At 61.1% G+C, this 16936-nt stretch carries 19 protein-coding genes and 1 pseudogene; 7 read left to right on the top strand and 13 right to left on the bottom strand.

All coding sequences use genetic code 11. The features are described 5' to 3' along the window. Window positions 1-40: 40 nt before the first annotated feature. The 6 genes from BC1002_RS16330 to tauA all read right to left on the bottom strand — a co-directional run bounded on the left by BC1002_RS16330 (window position 41) and on the right by tauA (window position 5290). Window positions 41-778: an amino acid ABC transporter permease gene (locus BC1002_RS16330; protein WP_013091104.1), complete on the bottom strand. Its 738-nt coding sequence runs from the start codon at window positions 776-778 to the stop codon at window positions 41-43. Next, on the bottom strand, window positions 778-1524 hold the full coding sequence (locus tag BC1002_RS16325) for an amino acid ABC transporter permease (protein WP_013091103.1): 747 nt from the start codon (window positions 1522-1524) through the stop codon (window positions 778-780). The genes BC1002_RS16330 and BC1002_RS16325 overlap by 1 nt, the downstream gene beginning before the upstream one ends. Window positions 1525-1613: 89 nt before the next feature. Then, window positions 1614-2432 (bottom strand): ABC transporter substrate-binding protein, encoded by an 819-nt coding sequence (locus BC1002_RS16320; RefSeq protein ID WP_013091102.1) that lies wholly within the window; start codon window positions 2430-2432, stop codon window positions 1614-1616. Between the two features lie 148 nt (window positions 2433-2580). Further along, window positions 2581-3465 carry an ABC transporter permease subunit gene (locus BC1002_RS16315; RefSeq protein ID WP_013091101.1) on the bottom strand — a complete coding sequence of 295 codons (885 nt, stop codon included), beginning with the start codon at window positions 3463-3465 and terminating at the stop codon, window positions 2581-2583. Beyond that, window positions 3465-4244, bottom strand: coding sequence for a taurine ABC transporter ATP-binding protein (locus tag BC1002_RS16310; RefSeq protein WP_013091100.1), 780 nt, complete (start codon window positions 4242-4244; stop codon window positions 3465-3467). Before BC1002_RS16310 ends, BC1002_RS16315 begins: the two co-directional genes overlap by 1 nt. Further along, entirely contained in the window at window positions 4241-5290 is a 1050-nt protein-coding gene (gene tauA, locus BC1002_RS16305; RefSeq protein WP_013091099.1) for a taurine ABC transporter substrate-binding protein, read from the bottom strand. Before tauA ends, BC1002_RS16310 begins: the two co-directional genes overlap by 4 nt. Before the next feature lie 237 nt (window positions 5291-5527). Between tauA and BC1002_RS16300 the strand changes: the two genes are divergently transcribed. Genes BC1002_RS16300 through BC1002_RS16290 form a run of 3 tightly spaced genes read left to right on the top strand, consistent with a single transcriptional unit; the run spans window position 5528 to window position 8227 of the window. Continuing rightward, window positions 5528-6598: an aliphatic sulfonate ABC transporter substrate-binding protein gene (locus BC1002_RS16300; protein ID WP_013091098.1), complete on the top strand. Its 1071-nt coding sequence runs from the start codon at window positions 5528-5530 to the stop codon at window positions 6596-6598. 28 nt (window positions 6599-6626) lie between these two features. Next, complete coding sequence (locus BC1002_RS16295) at window positions 6627-7493, top strand: ABC transporter permease (protein WP_013091097.1); 867 nt, start codon at window positions 6627-6629, stop codon at window positions 7491-7493. Continuing rightward, a complete protein-coding gene (locus tag BC1002_RS16290) occupies window positions 7490-8227 on the top strand; it encodes an ABC transporter ATP-binding protein (protein WP_013091096.1) in 738 nt (245 codons plus the stop codon). Before BC1002_RS16295 ends, BC1002_RS16290 begins: the two co-directional genes overlap by 4 nt. Window positions 8228-8246: 19 nt before the next feature. On the opposite strand, the gene BC1002_RS16285 is transcribed toward BC1002_RS16290, so the two are convergent. The 3 genes from BC1002_RS16285 to BC1002_RS37730 all read right to left on the bottom strand — a co-directional run bounded on the left by BC1002_RS16285 (window position 8247) and on the right by BC1002_RS37730 (window position 10070). Then, complete coding sequence (locus BC1002_RS16285; RefSeq protein ID WP_013091095.1) at window positions 8247-8687, bottom strand: zinc-finger-containing protein; 441 nt, start codon at window positions 8685-8687, stop codon at window positions 8247-8249. 107 nt (window positions 8688-8794) lie between these two features. Beyond that, window positions 8795-9472 carry a DJ-1/PfpI family protein gene (locus BC1002_RS16280; RefSeq protein WP_013091094.1) on the bottom strand — a complete coding sequence of 226 codons (678 nt, stop codon included), beginning with the start codon at window positions 9470-9472 and terminating at the stop codon, window positions 8795-8797. A 313-nt stretch (window positions 9473-9785) separates the two neighbouring features. Then, window positions 9786-10070 carry a hypothetical protein gene (locus BC1002_RS37730; protein ID WP_157874702.1) on the bottom strand — a complete coding sequence of 95 codons (285 nt, stop codon included), beginning with the start codon at window positions 10068-10070 and terminating at the stop codon, window positions 9786-9788. A gap of 465 nt (window positions 10071-10535) precedes the next feature. Between BC1002_RS37730 and BC1002_RS39735 the strand changes: the two are divergent. The 3 genes and pseudogenes from BC1002_RS39735 to BC1002_RS16260 all read left to right on the top strand — a co-directional run bounded on the left by BC1002_RS39735 (window position 10536) and on the right by BC1002_RS16260 (window position 12322). Further along, window positions 10536-10985: pseudogene (locus BC1002_RS39735) on the top strand (hypothetical protein). Continuing rightward, window positions 10982-11482 (top strand): hypothetical protein, encoded by a 501-nt coding sequence (locus BC1002_RS16265; protein WP_238537979.1) that lies wholly within the window; start codon window positions 10982-10984, stop codon window positions 11480-11482. The pseudogene BC1002_RS39735 and the gene BC1002_RS16265 overlap by 4 nt, the downstream one beginning before the upstream one ends. 108 nt (window positions 11483-11590) lie before the next feature. Beyond that, a complete protein-coding gene (locus BC1002_RS16260; RefSeq protein ID WP_013091092.1) occupies window positions 11591-12322 on the top strand; it encodes a hypothetical protein in 732 nt (243 codons plus the stop codon). A 460-nt stretch (window positions 12323-12782) separates the two neighbouring features. Here the strand turns inward: BC1002_RS16260 and BC1002_RS16255 are convergent, their stop codons facing one another. From BC1002_RS16255 to BC1002_RS16245, 3 genes are all read right to left on the bottom strand, one after another. After that, window positions 12783-13238, bottom strand: coding sequence for a hypothetical protein (locus BC1002_RS16255; protein ID WP_041734867.1), 456 nt, complete (start codon window positions 13236-13238; stop codon window positions 12783-12785). Window positions 13239-13444: 206 nt separating this feature from the next. Then, window positions 13445-14395: a M35 family metalloendopeptidase gene (locus BC1002_RS37725; protein ID WP_013091090.1), complete on the bottom strand. Its 951-nt coding sequence runs from the start codon at window positions 14393-14395 to the stop codon at window positions 13445-13447. Between the two features lie 39 nt (window positions 14396-14434). Continuing rightward, complete coding sequence (locus BC1002_RS16245; protein WP_013091089.1) at window positions 14435-14857, bottom strand: hypothetical protein; 423 nt, start codon at window positions 14855-14857, stop codon at window positions 14435-14437. A 502-nt stretch (window positions 14858-15359) separates the two neighbouring features. Between BC1002_RS16245 and BC1002_RS16240 the strand changes: the two genes are divergently transcribed. Next, window positions 15360-16334, top strand: a complete 975-nt coding sequence (locus BC1002_RS16240) for a GlxA family transcriptional regulator (protein WP_013091088.1) — start codon at window positions 15360-15362, stop codon at window positions 16332-16334. Window positions 16335-16366: 32 nt separating this feature from the next. On the opposite strand, the gene BC1002_RS16235 is transcribed toward BC1002_RS16240, so the two are convergent. Then, on the bottom strand, window positions 16367-16906 hold the full coding sequence (locus tag BC1002_RS16235) for a hypothetical protein (RefSeq protein ID WP_238537978.1): 540 nt from the start codon (window positions 16904-16906) through the stop codon (window positions 16367-16369). Window positions 16907-16936 lie beyond the last annotated feature (30 nt).

Raw genomic sequence — 16936 nt, 5'->3', positions numbered from 1 at the left:
TGCTTCGCTCGCGGAAGTAGCCACCTTCTAGCCGTTGCAGCTAGACGCCAAATGGAAACTGCCATTTGATCTTCGTTTCGCTGTTCGCCGCCGAATGGCCCGCACGAAAGCGGTGCTTCAGCAGCCACGTCGCACCGTACTGCAGCGTCGAACAAAGCAGCAGATAAACGACGCCAACGAATAGAAAAATCTGCACCGGGTACACCATCAGCCGATTATTGACCTGATTGGCGAGAAACGTAAACTCGGGCACGCCGACGATATAAGCGAGCGACGTGTCCTTGATCAGCGTGACCCACTGATTGACGAACGACGGCATCATGATCCGTATCGCCTGCGGCAATTGCACATATCGCAGCGCCTGCCAGCGCGTCATGCCGAGCGACGCCGCCGCTTGCGCCTGTCCGGCGCCAACCGCCGCGATGCCTGCCTGCACCGAATGCGACAGATACGCGCCGCCGATCAGCGCGAGCGCACAAACCACGGTTGCGAGGCCGGGCACGTCGATATGCAACAGTATCGGCATGAGGAAGAAGGTCCAGAAGATCAGCATCAGCACCGGGATCGCACGAAAGAAGCCGACCAGGGCAGTGAGCGCGAGATGCGCGGCGCCGCGCGTCATCGACAATGCAATGCCGCCAGCGAGACCGACCAAAGCCGACAGCAACGCCGAGACCATCGACATCACGACCGTCAGCGCGGCGCCGCCGAGTGGCCCATCGGGGAAGGTGCCGAGCAGCAGATAGCGCAGCGTCGGCAGCCATTCGAGCTCGCTCATCAATGCCCTCCTTGCCAGAGCCGCCGGGCGCCGCTGTGCGGCGCGGCGCTCCTTTTCCACACCAGCAACACCGCTTCGATGACCGCGATGATCGCGATATAGAGCACCGTCGCCGCGCCGAATGCCTGAAACGTCTTGAAGGTTTCCGTATCGACCTGCCGCGATACATACGACAGTTCCGCGAGCCCGATCGTCATCGCCAGCGACGAGTTCTTCACGAGGTTCATGTATTGCCCCGCGAGCGGCGGTGTCGCTATCCGGATCGCCTGCGGCAGGATTACGTAACGGAACGCCGCGAGCGGCGTGAGCCCCAGCGCCGCGGCGGCCTGATGCTGCGCGTCGTTGACGCCGCGCATACCGGCGCGAAATTCCTCGCCGACAAACGCGGTCGTATAGCACGTGAGCCCGACCCAGCCCGCGACGAATTCGAACGACGGCCACGCAATCGTCCAGCCAGATAGCGACACCGTGTGCGACGCATTGAGCCATTCCATCCACGGCTGCGGCAACAGCGTCGCAGCGCCGAAATACCAGAACAGCAATTGCACGAGCAACGGCGAATTGCGAAACGCCAGTACGTAGAGCGCGGCCGCACGCGCGAGCATGCCGTTGCGCGCATTGCGCGCGAGCGCGAGCCCGAAACCGGCGAGCGTCGCCGCCGCGCCCGCGCAGGCCGACAACACCAGCGTCATCAGAAAGCCATGCGCGATCCACCCAAGGTACTTCGGTTCCAGCCAGCCGTTCATTCTGCCCTTCTACTCAAGCGCTTTCGTTATGCAATGAAAAGCGGCCCGCCGTTTTCACACGGCAGGCCGGCTCTAAAGTTTCCGTCGGATCAGCTCTTCTGCGGATCGCCGATCTTGAACAGACGCGGCAACGGCGCCCGGCTCTCCGGTCCGAACCAGTGGTCGTAGATCTTCGCTGCGCTGCCGTTCGCTTCGAGGCCCTTCAGCGTATCGTCGACGACGCTCAACAGACGCGTCTCGCCCTTCGGCACGCCGACACCTTCATAGTCGTTCGAGATCGTGAACGGCGGGATCTCGTAGTTCGCCTTGTCGGGCACGTTCGCGAGCAGCGCGACGAGCTTCGGGCCGTCCTGCGTGATCGCCTGCACGTTGCCGGCGCGCAGCGCGGCGAACGCGAACGGCGTGTCGTCGTAGGCGACGATCGTCGCGTTGGGGAATTGCGCGCGCACCTGCTGTTCGTTGGTCGTGCCCTTGTCGGCACCCACGCGCAGGCCGTTCACCTGCTGCGGCGACGTCAGTACGCCCTTCTTCGCGATGAACTGCGTACCCGACGCGAAGTACGGCGTGCTGAAATCGACTTCCTTCTTGCGCTCGTCGGTAATCGTGAAGTTCGCGAACACGAGGTCGACCTTGCCCGACTTCAGGAACGCGATGCGGTTCGCCGGATTGGTCGGCTGGATTTCGAGCTTCACGCCGAGCTTGTTCGCGACCGCACGCGCATAGTCGACGTCGAGCCCGACGATCTGATTGGTCTTCGGATCGGCGAAACCGAAAGGAGCGTTGCTGTCGAAGGTGGCGACGCGCAGCACGCCCGCCTTCTTGATGTCGTCGAGACGATCGGCGTGCGCGGCGCCCGAAATCGCGAGCAGCAACCCCATCACTGCTGCGCCAACGAATTTGATTTTCATGGTTAGGCCTTTGTATTGGATGTTTTATGTACGACGTGATTCACGACTGCCTCACGACAACGACCCGCAGACTGTAACAACGCGCCGCGCGATGGCGAACCAACGAATCGTCACGAGCTAAGCGGCGAATCAGATATGCGGCAGGTGCTTACTGCTTGCCTTTCCAAGGCACGAGCCTGCGTTCGAGCGCGCGCATGCCGAGATCGAACAGCCATGCGATCAGACCGATCAGCACGATCCCCATCACGACCACGTCGGTGCGCAGGAAGCTCGACGCGTTGAGCACCATCTGACCGAGTCCGGCAGTGGCGGCGACCATTTCGGCCGCGACCAGCGTGGTCCAGCCGAAGCCGATCGCGATGCGCAGGCCGGTCAGGATTTCGGGCAACGCCGCAGGCAACACCACGTGCAATACCACCTGGCGGAAATTCGCGCCGAGCGACCACGCTGCGTTGACCTGCTCGACGCTCGCGCTGCGCACGCCGGCACGTGCGGCCATCGCGATCGGCGCGAAACACGCGAGCCAGATCACGACGATCTTCGCGGTCTCGTCGATACCGAACCAGATCACGACGAGCGGCAGATACGCGAGCGGCGGCAGCGGGCGGTAGAACTCCAGCGGCGGATCGAGCAGTCCGCGCGCGACGCGGCTCACGCCCATCAGAATGCCGACCGGTATCGCGGTGATGCTCGCGAGCGCGAACGCGCCGAACACGCGGATCGCGCTCCACAGCAGATGCTCGGACAATGGCAAGCCGCCCTGGATGCGGCCGTGCCATGCATCGACGAACGCATGCCAAACCGCGTCCGGTGCGGGTAGGAACAGCGGTGGTATCCAGTGCAGATGAGTCGCAACCCACCACAGCAGCGCAAACGCCGCAACGCAGATTACACTGAGCCACGCGGTCGGGCCTTCGCCCGGCATACCGCGATAAGGTCTGCGGCCGTGCGCCGCGCTGCGCGCCCGGGTCGAGTCACGCGCGGTGTCCGGACGTGTCGGCGCGTGTTGTTGCGACGATTCGATCACGCTCATCAGGCGGCCTCCCGCAATGTATCGTGCAGTCGCCGCGTCAGGCGCTCGCGCCACTCGATGAAAGCCGGCGACGACTTGACCGCGCGCGCATCGCGAGTCGCCAGATATTCACGCGCGAACGGCAGTTCATGGACTTCGGCGATGCGACCAGGGCCCGGCGTCATCAGCACCAGACGCGTCGCGAGAAACAGCGCTTCTTCGACGCTGTGCGTGATGAAGAACACCGTCTTGTGCGTGCGCGCCCACACGTCGAGCACGAGTTCCTGCACCGTCTCGCGCGTCAGCGCATCGAGCGCGCCCATCGGCTCGTCCATCAGCAAGATCTGTGGATCGCTCGCCAACGCGCGCGCAATGCCCACGCGCTGCTGCATGCCGCCCGACAGCGCATGGATCTTCGCGTTCGCATGCCGTTCGAGCCCGACCAGCGCCAGCGTGCGCCGCGCGATCTCGTGTCGCTGCGCACGCGCGATGCCGCGAAACCGCAAGCCGAGCGCGACGTTGTCGAGCACGTCGAGCCACGGCATCAGCGCATGCTTCTGGAACACGACGCCGCGCTCGGCACCCGGTCCGTCGATGGGCGTGCCGTTGAGCCGCACCTCGCCCTCGCTCGGATCGACGAAGCCGGCGATGCAGTTCAGCAACGTGGTTTTGCCACAACCCGACGCCCCGAGCGCGACCACGAACTCACCGCGCTCGATGCACAGATCGACACCCGCGAGCGCCGGCTCGCTCGCACCGGCGTAGGTCACGCGCAGTCCGCGGATGTCGAGCATGCTCATCGCGAGACCTGTTGCACGAAGCGCGGATTCACGGCCGCCGAGTAATCGGGCAACACGTTCTGGATCGTGCCCTGCGTCTTCAGGAACGCCGCCGTGGCCGCGAGCGATTGCGCCGCACCCGACTGCTTGCCGCCGCCGAGCCAGGTCGGCGACGCCTGCTCCGCGGCGCTCGGGAACGCGTACAGCGCGAGGCTCGCGGGCACGTCGGCCGGTGCCGCGCCCGACTCCTGCGCAACCGCCTGCACCTGCTGCGAAGTTGCGGTCCAGTCGGCCTTGTGATCGCGATACAGCGCGTCCGTGTCGGCGAGCACCTTGACGAGACCCGCCATGAAGGCCGCGTTGTCGCGCTCGAACTGCCGCGTCGCGATAAAGCCGTCGAAGGTTGCCTTGCCGCTTCCCTTCGCGACTTCGCCCGACGTGATCAGCACCTTGCCGTTCTGCTTGACCTTCGCGAGCACGGGGTCCCAGATATAGGTCGCATCGATATTGCCGCGCTGCCAGGCGGCGGCGACCTCAGGCGGACGCAGGTTCAGGATCTTCACCGACGACGGATCGACGCCCGCCTGCTGCAATGCGACTAGCGCATGAAAATGCGACGTCGACACATACGGCACGCCGATCGTCTTGCCCTTCAGGTCAGCGATCTTCGTGACACCCGAACCGTCGCGCGCGACCAGCGCTTCCGCGTCGTTGATGTTGTCGAGAATCCAGAACAGCGACAGGTCGACGCCTTGCGACAGACCCGCCGCGATCGGGCTCGAACCCGCCTCGCCCAGCTGGATCGAGCCCGACGCCAGCGCGCGCACCACATCCGCGCCGCTGCCGAGCTTGCGATAGGTGACCTTGTAGCCGGTCGCTTTTTCGACGGCGCCGGTGGCTTGCGCGTAACGCCACGGCACGACCATGTCCTGATAGCCGATCACGACTTCGCGGCTTTGCGCGTGCGCGGACGAAGCGAACGGCGAAAACGAGGCAATGCCGGCCGACGCCGCGACGAAGGCAGCGGCGCGCAACGCACGTCGCACCAGACGGAGAGAGTGATTCATCGGAAGCCTTCGGGTGGGTTTGGGATACGAAGAAGGTTTCGACTATAGGCATTTTCGACCGGCGCGGTTCCAACGAATCATGCATAGCAAATCACTGGAACGCAGCATTGCTATTGCGTCGCGACTATCCGCCATAGCGCCAAAACTGCTTTGATTCTGAGCATTTGTTGGTTCGCTCGCGCCACCGTTCTGGTTACATTGAACGACCACCACCACACGCGACCACAAGGACAATCGATGAAACCGATCCGGGGCTTTTCATTCTTCACGACAGCGCGCAACGCAATCGCCACCGTCGGCGAACGCAACCGCAGCAGACGCGCTTGGCTGAAGACCGCCGCGGCCGCGCTCGCACTCGGGATCTTCGGCGCAGCCCACACCGCCCACGCCGCGCCGCTCGACGAGCTGAAACTCGACTATGCGTACTATTCGCCGGAAAGCCTCGTGATCAAGCGCAACGGCTGGCTCGAACAGGAGTTCGCCGCCGACCACACGCAGGTGAAGTGGGTACTGAGCCTCGGCAGCAACCGCGCGCTCGAATACCTGAACAGCGGCGCGATCGACATCGGCTCGACGGCGGGCCTCGCCGCCGTGCTCGGCAAAGCGAACGGCAATCCGATTCGCGCCGTGTATATCTATTCGCGGCCCGAGTGGACCGCGCTCGTCGTACGCAAGGACTCGCCGATCAAAACCGTCGCCGATCTGAAGGGCAAAAAGATCGCGGCCACCAAAGGCACCGATCCGTTCCTGTTCACGTTGCGCGCACTGCATACGGCGGGGCTGTCTCGCGACGACGTCGAGATCGTCAACCTGCAGCATCCCGATGGCCGCACCGCGCTCGCCAACGGCCAGGTGGACGCGTGGGCCGGGCTCGATCCGCACATGGCGGCCGCGCAGATCGACGATGGCGCGCGGCTGTTGTATCGCAACGTCGACTTCAACACGTGGGGCTTCCTGAATGCGCGCGAGGACTTCATCCGCGACCATCAGGACGCGCTCGCGCGAGTGCTGAAGGTCTATGAAAAAGCCCGCGTCTGGATCGCCGCTCACCCTGACGACACCGCCAGGATCGTCGCGGAAGAATCCAAGGTATCGCTGCCGGTCGCGAAACTGCAATTGAGCCGCAACGATTTCAGCCAGCCTCAGCCGGGCGCCCGGCAGATTGCCGCGCTCAAAACCGCTGCGCCGATTCTGGTCGACGAGCAACTCGTGAAGAGCGGCACCGATCTGAACGCGATCATCGATGCGCTGGTCGACGCCAAAGTCGCGCAGCCGGTGATTGCGACGGCGAGCAACGGCACGAAATGAAACACACGCATCAGACCCGAGCCTGCCAATGAGCGCCGCGAAGAACTTTTTCACGCTCGCACGGAGGGATTCGTCCTGTCCGTCGTGTAGCGAACTCGCGCAACCGCCGCGCGCGATCGACCCGTTACGACTGTGGCGCTATGCCGGTCTCGCGCTGCCGGTCGCGTTTCTGGCTGTCATCGAGCTGCTGGTGCGCGCGTCGATTCTGCCGATGCATCTGGTCCCCGCGCCGAGCGCGATCGCGCAGACGCTATGGGATCTCGGCGCGGCGCGGCTCGCGCGCCATGTTGGCGCGAGCGTGATCCGCGTGTACGGCGGCTTTGCGATCGGCGCCGCGCTCGCGCTGCTGATCGGCGCGGCGATGGGCCTCAGCCGGCGCGTCGATGCCTTGCTCGACCCCGCGTTTCAGGCCTTGCGCGCGATTCCGTCGCTTGCGTGGGTGCCGATCCTGCTGCTATGGATGGGCATCGACGAAGCGCCGAAGATCACGCTGATCGCGATCGGCGCATTTTTTCCGGTGCAGTTGAGCGTGGTGGCGGGAATTCGCGGCGTCGACCGCAAGCTGATCGAATTTGGCGAGTTGAACCGGCTGAGTCGACGCGCGCTGTTCACGCGCATACTGCTGCCCGCGTCGATGCCGCAGATTTTCACCGGACTGCGCACCGGACTGAGCCTCGCGTGGATGTTCATGGTGGCTGCCGAACTGATCGCGGCGACGCGCGGGCTCGGCTATCTACTCAGCGATGGACGCGAAACCGGCCGCCCCGATCTGGTGTTCGGCGCGATCCTGTTGCTCGCGCTGCTCGGCAAACTGAGCGACGGCATGCTGAAAGCGATCGAGGTACGCGCGCTGTCGTGGCGCGATGCGCATCAGGTGTCGGAGGCCGCGCGATGAATCGGGAACTTGCTCCGTTACTCGAAGTACGTGGACTGACGCGGCGCTTTGGCGAGCGTAACGTGTTCGACAAGGTATCGTTCGCGCTGTCGCGCGGCGAGATCGTCAGTCTGGTCGGTCCTAGCGGCTGCGGTAAAAGCACACTGCTGCGCGCGGTGGCGGGACTCGATCGCATAGCGACGGGTACCGTGCTGATCGACGGCGTGCCCTTGCTCGCGCCGTCGCCGCGCGTCGGCATGATCTTTCAGGAACCGCGCCTGCTGCCGTGGCTCAGCGTGGCCGAGAACATCGCCTTTGCCGCGGGGCCGCACGCGGGAGACGATCCGCGCGTCGATGCGTTGCTCGCCGAGGTGGGTCTCGCTGGCGTGCGCGACGCGCTGCCGAAGCAACTGTCCGGCGGTATGGCGCAGCGCGTCGCGCTCGCGCGCGGGCTGTTCAACGAGCCGGAACTGCTGCTGCTCGACGAACCGTTCAGCGCCGTCGATGCGATCACGCGGGCGCGACTGCAGCAGTTGCTGCTCGCGTTGAAGCACGCGCGCGGCACGACGGTGCTGCTCGTCACGCACGATCTCGACGAAGCATTGAGTCTGTCAGATCGCGTGCTGTTGTTGTCTCCGGCGGGCGTTGGTAGCCCGAGCCGCATCGCGCGTGAACTGCCGATTGCGTTACAACGGCCGAGGAATCCGCGCGATGCGTCGTTGGATGCGCTGCGCGATGTTTTGCTGGAGATGTAGCGGGCTGCGGAAAATCACGCTATCTCGCACGCCGAGCTTCGACAAACGCCTCGACATAACGCAGCGCCTGTTCGCACTGCTCGGGCGTGAACGCGTGAATGCTCGCCGGAACCGGATCGAAGCCAAGCTCGGTCGCGACCCACCGGATCGCTTTCGCGCGGGCTTCGAATGCGTTGACGCCGTCGCGGCGCACCTTCGCGGCAACGAGCGGTTCGAGCGCGTCGTGCAGCTTGCTCTTCGACTCGCGCAACGTCGTGTCGGCGAGGCGGCCGAGCGGCAGGTTGTGTTTGCTGCGCGAATACACGCCGATCCACGCCTGACAGCCGGTGCAGATCCACAACGGGCCTTGATCGCTGCGATACGGGTAGGACTCGTCGCCGTAACGCGCGAGCAACGCGCGGTTGCCGCAGTAGTCGCATGACGGCTGCGGCAGTGCCTTGACGGGCTTGCCTACGCGCATGGGGAGTGCTCCCGGGACAAATCGCGGTACTTCATCGCATCGATCCGACTGGCGAAAACGGGTGGAAGCTCACAGTTTAATGGAATGCTCGCACCCGCAAGCAAGACTTAGCTTCTCTCCGCGAGCTCCATCACGACGCGACGCCGCGACGCCAAAGTTTCCGCCGACCTCTGCCGGACCAACTCCACCACCGCTTGCGGCGCCATCGCCGGATCGCCCGCGTCGAACGGCGGCGCTGGCGCGTATTCGAGTTCGAGCTGGATCGCCTGCGCCTCTTCGACGCCCGCCAGTTCGGCAGCCACGGTCAGCCCGAAATCGATGCCCGCCGTCACGCCGCCGCCGGTAATCAGATTGCCGTCGCGGACCACACGCGCATGCGTCGGAATCGCGCCGAGCGGTTCCAGCAACGAGTGAAACGCCCAGTGAGTCGTCGCGCGCCGCCCGCGCAGCAGACCGGCCGCACCCAGCAGCAACGCGCCGGTGCAGACCGACGTCACGTAGCGAGCGCTCGCGGCCTGGCGGCGAACGAAGTCGATCGTTTGCTCGTCTTGCAACAGCGCGGTCACGCCGCTTCCGCCTGGCACACAGATCACGTCGAGCGGCGGGCAGCTTTCGTACGTCGCGCTCGGCGTCAGCACGAGGCCGTTGCTCGACACCACCGGCTCCCGCGTCTTCCAGACCAGATGCATCGTGGCGTCCGGCAACGATGCGAGCACGTCATGCGGGCCGGTCAGATCGAGCTGCTGTACTTTCGGGAACACCAGAAAACCGATTTGGAGGCTCATAGGGATACCTTGTCGAAGGAGGAATCGAAATACGCCATCTGTCATTTCTTCCAGCTGGACGGATCGATTCTATGCGCGTAGTGTTTGGCAAGACTGCCATTGTTCCCTTGATTTCTGCCACGCCTTGTCGCATGTTCAGCGCTCCGCGTTCTATCGTGCTGCTCGCCTGCCGAAAAACGACGCATATATATCCACGCTTGACTAACTGGCCCCAGTAAGCCTCGATCCGTCCAGAGCGCCGCTTAACGGAAGCCTTTCCCATTTTCGACCGAAGCGATAAGGCTACGGATGCCCTTGCCGGCCTCGTCCGCTGTCACTGCCTCAACTGCTGCAAGGACCACGCACCCACATATTTCACCGTCCCTTTAAAGTTAGTAACTTGCCGCAACGGACCAAAGCTCAGCGTCAGCATGTCAGCGGCATGGTTAAATCCGCTCAGTTCCAAGCCTCGTAGCACTGACAGACGCCGCTCAATTTCGCTTCGAGTATCAATCATCGAATCATCCCTTCCTATACGGCGTGCGTTACCACAGGTTGAACATGTCTTTTGCCCGCTCCATGATTTCATGAAAGCCGAGGCCTTGGCCTGAAATTTCATCGTGTAGCTGCCGGGATTGACCGGGAGTTAAGCAAGATTCTGGCGACATCATCGGTCTGTCTATTTTTCGCCTGATTGTTGCGTGGCGTTCCCTGGCTGCCCGCCAGTTCTACCGCGTCACCATTTTTCGCATGCGGTGTGTACTCGAACGCTTGCGCGTTATCCAGGTTTTGCGGCGGGGTTTGTGAGCGTCCGCGACATTCGACGCCCATGCGTAACCCAGGGCTTCGGCCATGGCGTAGCCGGATTTCATCTTACGAACCCTGTCAAACGGAAAGAACTCGCCGGTTTCGGCGTTCAGGGCCTGAGCGTCAGGCATCGGCGGGAAGTGCAATAGAAATCGAGATATTCGACACAGTCGTAAATAGTTGTCAAAGGGGGCTTATCCCGAATTAAAGCGGTTGACCGCGGTCCGTTTCGATGATTAATTCGCGAGGTTTCGCCTGAAAACTCTTGAGGAGCGTAATGGAGCAACTGAAACAGCAAAGCAGTGGGACGGATTGGACAGTGGAGGAAGAATGTGATCTTTGCCGTATCACCTATTCGATCTACTCAAATTTCCCGCCGATGCCGCACGCACAGGCCCTGAACGCCGAAACCGGCGAGTTCTTTCCGTTTGACAGGGTTCGTAAGCTGAAATCCGGTTACGACATGGCCGAAGCGCTGGGTTACGCATAGGCGTGCAGCTGTCGCGGACGCAAGGCAGCGCCTAAGTTTGAGGAACTCGAGCAATATTTCGAGCTTGTTGACGCGAAGACTGGGGTTCCCGTTGAAGGCATGACCTACGAGCTAGTGAGCGACGGACGCACGCTCGTTAGGGACGCGCCGCTTGCAGATGGTAAAACGCGTTCATTTCCAGTGAAGGACCATCCGAATCTGACCGTCGTGGTCTGGCGTGCGGGGGATGTGCGATGAGTGATCCGATCAGTATGGATCTGCGATTGCTGGCGGCGATCGCCTACGGAGAGGCATCCACGGCGAATTATTCGAACGAAATCGGAGGAATCGCGTTTGCGGTCGCCAACAGGTGCCGGGCATGGGGCGGGAAAACGGTGTCTGAATTGCGCACAGTGGACCCGAACTATGCTTACGCGTGGAATGGTTCGAATCAGCGCTTCAATAAACTAATGTCCACTTCCGACGAAAAACTCGATGCCGATTTTGGCATGAAGCTCGCCGTCGAATGGGCTCGAAAAGCGTTGGAAAACGAAGGACCGGACCCGGCTAACGGCGCGTTTGGGGGGACGGCCTCGACTTCCAGACCGACTACGCGACTCGTCCAAAGGTCCAAGTCGGTTTCAAGTGGGGCGATCCGTCCCACAACATTTCGAGGTGCAGGAGAAGAAACGCTTGTTCATCATGCGATGGCAAGTTCTGAACAAGAAGACCGGAAAAATCGTCGATGGGGCTGAACGAGGTCGTTACGACTCGGTGTGGATTTCCACTGCTGCCCACGGAAGCACGATTTTCTGGACGCTTAACCCCGACTACTTGAAAGCGACAGGCGCGAAAGCATACCGATGAAAATCACAACGATACGGGTGGCGGCTTTGGTCGTCCTGTCTAGCAGCGTATATGCTGCTCAGTCTTACGACAGCTACGAAACCTTCTACGTTGCTCAACCGGGGGCAGTGTTTGCCGACCCGATCAAGGAAACCGGTGACCCGACCAACCAAAACACCGGCGTAGTCTATTCCTACTCAGGCCAGCCAGGCACTTTTACCAAGCTTCAAGCCAAACTGGAACGGAAAACGCTGAATATTGAACTCTGGGGAAATCGCCTGACAGTCAACGGCAAATCCTATCGCTTTGCGGACGCTACGACATTTCCCGGAGAGCATGTGTCGGAAATCTTTCCGCAGTCAGCCAATGTATTCATTGCACCGCGAACCAAGACCCATCCGCCCCTACTGTGCGTGGAAGGGCACAGCAGCGGTTCGGGCGAAGCCGCAAGTCGATACAGGCAGATCGCCCTCCTGGTGAACCCTCTGGCTCGCAAGCCAACGTTTCTGCATCTGCCGAGTTTACTTTCGTCATGTCGGGCCGTAGTCGCGACGAAGGACGGCAAGCTTGCCTTTCCGAAGAACGGTTACGTTTTCGATGATGCTCAAGAATCCCGCGTTGGCTTGTTAGTGTCGTACTACACGTTTGAGAATCGGCGATTTGTCCCGGTCTCAGCTTTAAAGCAACTTCGGCTTAGATTTGCGCAGCCAGAGATACCGTTTCAATTTTCGGTTGAGGACAAGGACTAAGCGACCGACCATCTCCCCTCACGCCGGCTTACTTACAGAGCCGGTACCGGGTTGCCGATCTGAGGACTGTCACTTGCAGATGATGTGAGCATCCTACGATGGCATGCCAGCACTGTTGCAGAAAATCCGATCAGGGCCTCGCCGAAGCGGGGCCAGGATCGAGTCGATTGCAGCGCCATATCGGTCCCTGCTCGATGGCCTGGTCGCGACCTTCGTCCGCGACTGCCACAGGAATGGACAGAACCTGCGTTAGTTCCACACCGACCGCTCGGGACGGATCGGAATGATTGGGTTAGCTAGTCAAAGGGCGATATATATGTGTTGTTTTTCGTCAAGGCGAGCAGCACGATGGAGCGGGGAGCGCTGGACATGTGAGAACGGGGGTGTTGAAGTTGCTGCCCCTGCCTGTCGCATGTCGCGCCGGTAGGTGAGCTCGCCAATCGTCTATTTGGGCCGTCACTCACCTTGAGTTGTGGCAACGAGCGCCGCCCGTGTTAGGCCTATAGAGCACGCCGTCACTGTCGCGCCATGACATGGCCGTGACGCTCAGAACATTACCGCGCCCGATGCGCCGGTTGCATTCCCATAGCGCCTGGGCATTCGACACCTCCGCGCCCGCGTCGCCGTTCTGCGCAATGAACGCCTTGGGACGGAAACGCGGCATCGTGTCATCGGCCACCGTGTATTCGGCCAGCGGCGGCTGACCGTCATCCGCGAAAATGCCAGTGCTGACGAGATACACGAGGTATTCGCCTCGTGCTGACGCCGAGCGCGAACGGACGGCGACCTTGTGATCGGTCCGCTTTCGAGCATCCAGGCGGCGGGCGGCTTCGCGATGGGCGTCAATGTCGAGCAGGCAGGCTATACGCGCGATATCTAGGGATACCTTGTCGAAGGAAAATTCGAAACACGCCATCTGTCATTTCTTCCAGCTGGACGGATCGATTCCATGCGCGTAGTCTTTGGCGAGACTGCCATTGTCCCCTTGATTCCTGCCACGCCTTGTCACATGTCCAGCGCTGCCCGCTCCGTCGTGCTGTCCGTCTTGACAAAAAACAACTGCGCACGATCTGCTGCGTCGACGCGCCGAAGGTAAAAGCCCCGCCGAAGCGGGGCGAATTTCTATTTGACGGTCTTGCTCGTCGGCGTTATGCGCGGATCGTCGCATAGTCGTTCGCAGCCGCCCTTGCAAAGCGGCATGAGACCAACGCTTAGCTGTAGGTATCCATTGAATCCGCTGTTGTCTTGCGGATAGGGCGACTCTTCCAGATGGGTGTCGACATATATATATTGCGACTTCACTCCAAGTTGAATTAGGATTTCTTTCAACTGTTGCCCCCTCGACTTTGCTAATTCTTCTGCGTTCTTTTCGCCGACGTAAGCGTTTGTGACGATTTGAGCTTGAATTTCAACATCGGGCCACCTGCGCGCATTTGATACTAAGTCCACCATTTTAAGACGATAGGAATTAGGAATTCCCTGAAAGTTAAGCGGAACACTTTCTGTCAAATCTTCCGAAATAGTACATGCAGCCGCCTGCTGAGAAGCGGCGAACCAAAAAGCCGAAAGGACGGCGAAGGCGAATTTCTTCATGGGATCACCAGATCTTCTTTTGATTGAATTCGATTTGGCAGCAGCATCGTTCGTGCCCCTATCGGGAACTATCGCACAGGAAAGCTGTACAACCTTCTGTTTGTCCCAACGAATTATTTTCTCAGGTTGCAGTTCTCGCATCGCGGCTGCAAGCCTTGGCAGGCCGATATTCAATTTATCGCGGGTATATTGATCGCTCCGGCCAAACCAAAATTTTGCGCGATCCTGTGCTGACATATCCCAACGTGCAACATCTGCAGTGCGCTCCTTTATGAGAGTTAACGCTGTATCTCGCAAACGTATTATTAACCCTCTAAATTCTTTATTGCTCATATTTGGACAGATAGGCGTCGTGTTGATTACGACATTGGATATCGACCCGTGAGTGGTATTGGTAAGGGCTGTGCCGACCTCGGTCCATTCTTCATTCTCGTCGGTCTTGAAGTATTGGCTATTCTTGTTCAGAAATTCATTTGTCATGTGTTCACCGGTGGTAAAAGACTTACCTGCTGTCTACCGCTATTGCCCGGCAACTTCGATGGAAACCTGGTTTGCGCTATCTGTCGAAACACGCTGGGTGCGCCCTTGGGAATCGGTGACACCTTTCGCGATGACCCTTGAACCGACGCGAATCCTGTAACGCACCCCCGCCAGTCGCTTGCCGGTGGATTCTCTTAGCTCGAACTGCTCATTGAACCGTTTGGGGGGGCGTCCGCGACAATTGCATGCCCATCCGTAACCCAGGGCTTCGGCCATGGCGTAACCGGATTTCATCTTGCGAACCCTGTCAAACGGAAAGAACTCGCCGGTTTCGGCGTTCAGGGCCTGTGCGTGCGGCATCGGCGGGAACTTTGAGTAGATCGAATAGGTGATACGGCAAAGGTCGCATTCTTCCTCGACTGTCGAATCTGTCCCACTGCTTTGCTGGTTCAGTTGCTCCATTACTCTCCTCAAGAGTTTCACGCGATTCCTCGCGAACTAACCATCGAAACGGACCACGGTCAATCGCATTAATTCGGGATAAGCCCGTTTTGACAACTATTTACGATGGTGTCGGTTATCTCAATTTCTATTGCATATTCCTGCTAGTGCGGGACAAAAAAAAAGCGGCACTGAGCCGCCTTTATCGTCAGGGATCGAAACTGGTTAGTGTTGCGTCCATGAAGCATCCATAGCCGCCAGTTTCGCGTTTACGCCTTCCGTAGAGTCAGCGAGAATCGCTGCCGCGTCTTCCGGTGACAGTTGGCGCTGGCGTAGCCCCTTGCGTCGAGCGCAAGCGCCGTGAACAGTTGCTGATCGCAGCGGTCACTAGACCTTGCGACTCCCTCCCCGTGGGTCGTTGTCTATTGCGATCAGACGCAGGCCAGCTGGACGGATCGATTCTTTGCGCGTAGTGTTTGGCAAGACTGCCGTTTCCCCCTTGATTCCTGCCACCCATTCCTACATGTCCAGCGCTCCCCGCCCCATCGTGCTGCTCGCCTTCCCGAACATGCAACTGCTCGACATCAGCGGTCCGCTGCAGGTATTTGCGTCCGCCAATGAACTCGTCGCGCAGCGCGGGCTCGACGAGCTTTACGCGCCCCGCGTCGTGGCGGCCTCAGCCGGGCCCGTCATATCGTCGTCGGGACTAATGGTGCTGGCCGCCTCACTGCGCTCGGTGAAAACGCCGCTCGATACGCTGATCGTTCCGGGCGGCCGGGGCGTTCGCGAGGCATCGGCCGATCGACGCCTGATCCGCTGGACGCAACGACACGCGCCGCATTGCAGACGCGTCGCGTCGGTCTGCTCGGGCGCGTTCCTGCTCGCCGAGGCGGGCTTGCTCGACGGCCGGCGCGTCGCCACGCATTGGGCGCGTTGCGACGAACTCGCGCAGGCCTATCCGCAACTGCAAGTCGAAGCCGATCCGATCTTCATTCGCGACGGCGATATCTGGACCTCGGCGGGCGTCACCGCCGGCATCGACCTCGCGCTAGCGATGCTCGAAGACGATCACGGGCGCGCATTGGCGCTCGACGTCGCGCGCGAACTCGTCGTGTTTTTGAAGCGCCCGGGTGGTCAGTCGCAATTCAGCGCGGCGCTGTCGCTGCAACATGCCGACGACCGTTTCGGCGAATTGCATGCATGGATGACGTCGCACCTCGCAGCCGACCTGTCGGTGCCCGCGCTCGCGCAACGGCTGCATATGAGCGAGCGCAGCTTCATGCGCCACTACAAGGCGCAAACGGGCCGCACGCCAGCGCGCGCGGTCGAGCAGCTACGCATCGAGGCGGCACAACGCTTGCTGAGCGAAACATCCTTGTCGATCAAACGGATCGCGCTGCGATGTGGATTCGGCAGCGAGGAAACGATGCGCTGCAGCTTCGTGCGTCAGCTGCGCGTGCCGCCGCAGGTGTATCGCGAGCGCTTTTCGTCGACGTGACATGCGCGGCCGACGCACCCGCTCGACATCACTCAGTAGCGGCGTTTGACGATCAGCGTCGCGCCCGTATCGTGGGAATGCAGTATCGCGACGCGCGCGGTGCCGGAGAACACCCAGTTGTCGACCGTCAAGGACAAGCGTCGCTGCGGTGACTGGCCAATCGACAACACCGAACTGTTCATCTGAACGATGGATATTTGCGGCGCGGTAGATGGACCCATACGCAGAGAATTGGAAGCACTCTGCACGCCAGCATTTGCGCCCGGTTCGGACACCGGTGCGAACGCCGGTCCGGACGACACCAAGGCCTTCGCGGTGCCGAGCTGGACATCGCGCGCAAGGTCCACGCTATAGTAATTCTCCATTTGCGCGTAGAACGGCTTGCCCCGATCCCCTTGATACTCCATCGCATAACGCTGCTGCCGCTGTTGCTCGAAGTAGCGCCGAGGCTCGGGAATGGGCGGCACGACTTCGACGGGTGACGCGACGATGTTGGCGACCATCATCGCTTGCGGCACATCGCCGAAGGGGCCTCCCGCAAACGCGTAGCCGCTCATCAAGACGAGTACCACTCCGACAATCCTCTCGTTTTGGCACGTCAT

Source organism: Paraburkholderia atlantica, from assembly GCF_000092885.1.
GTDB classification, from domain to species: domain Bacteria; phylum Pseudomonadota; class Gammaproteobacteria; order Burkholderiales; family Burkholderiaceae; genus Paraburkholderia; species Paraburkholderia atlantica.
This window is presented reverse-complemented; position numbering and strand designations above follow the sequence as displayed.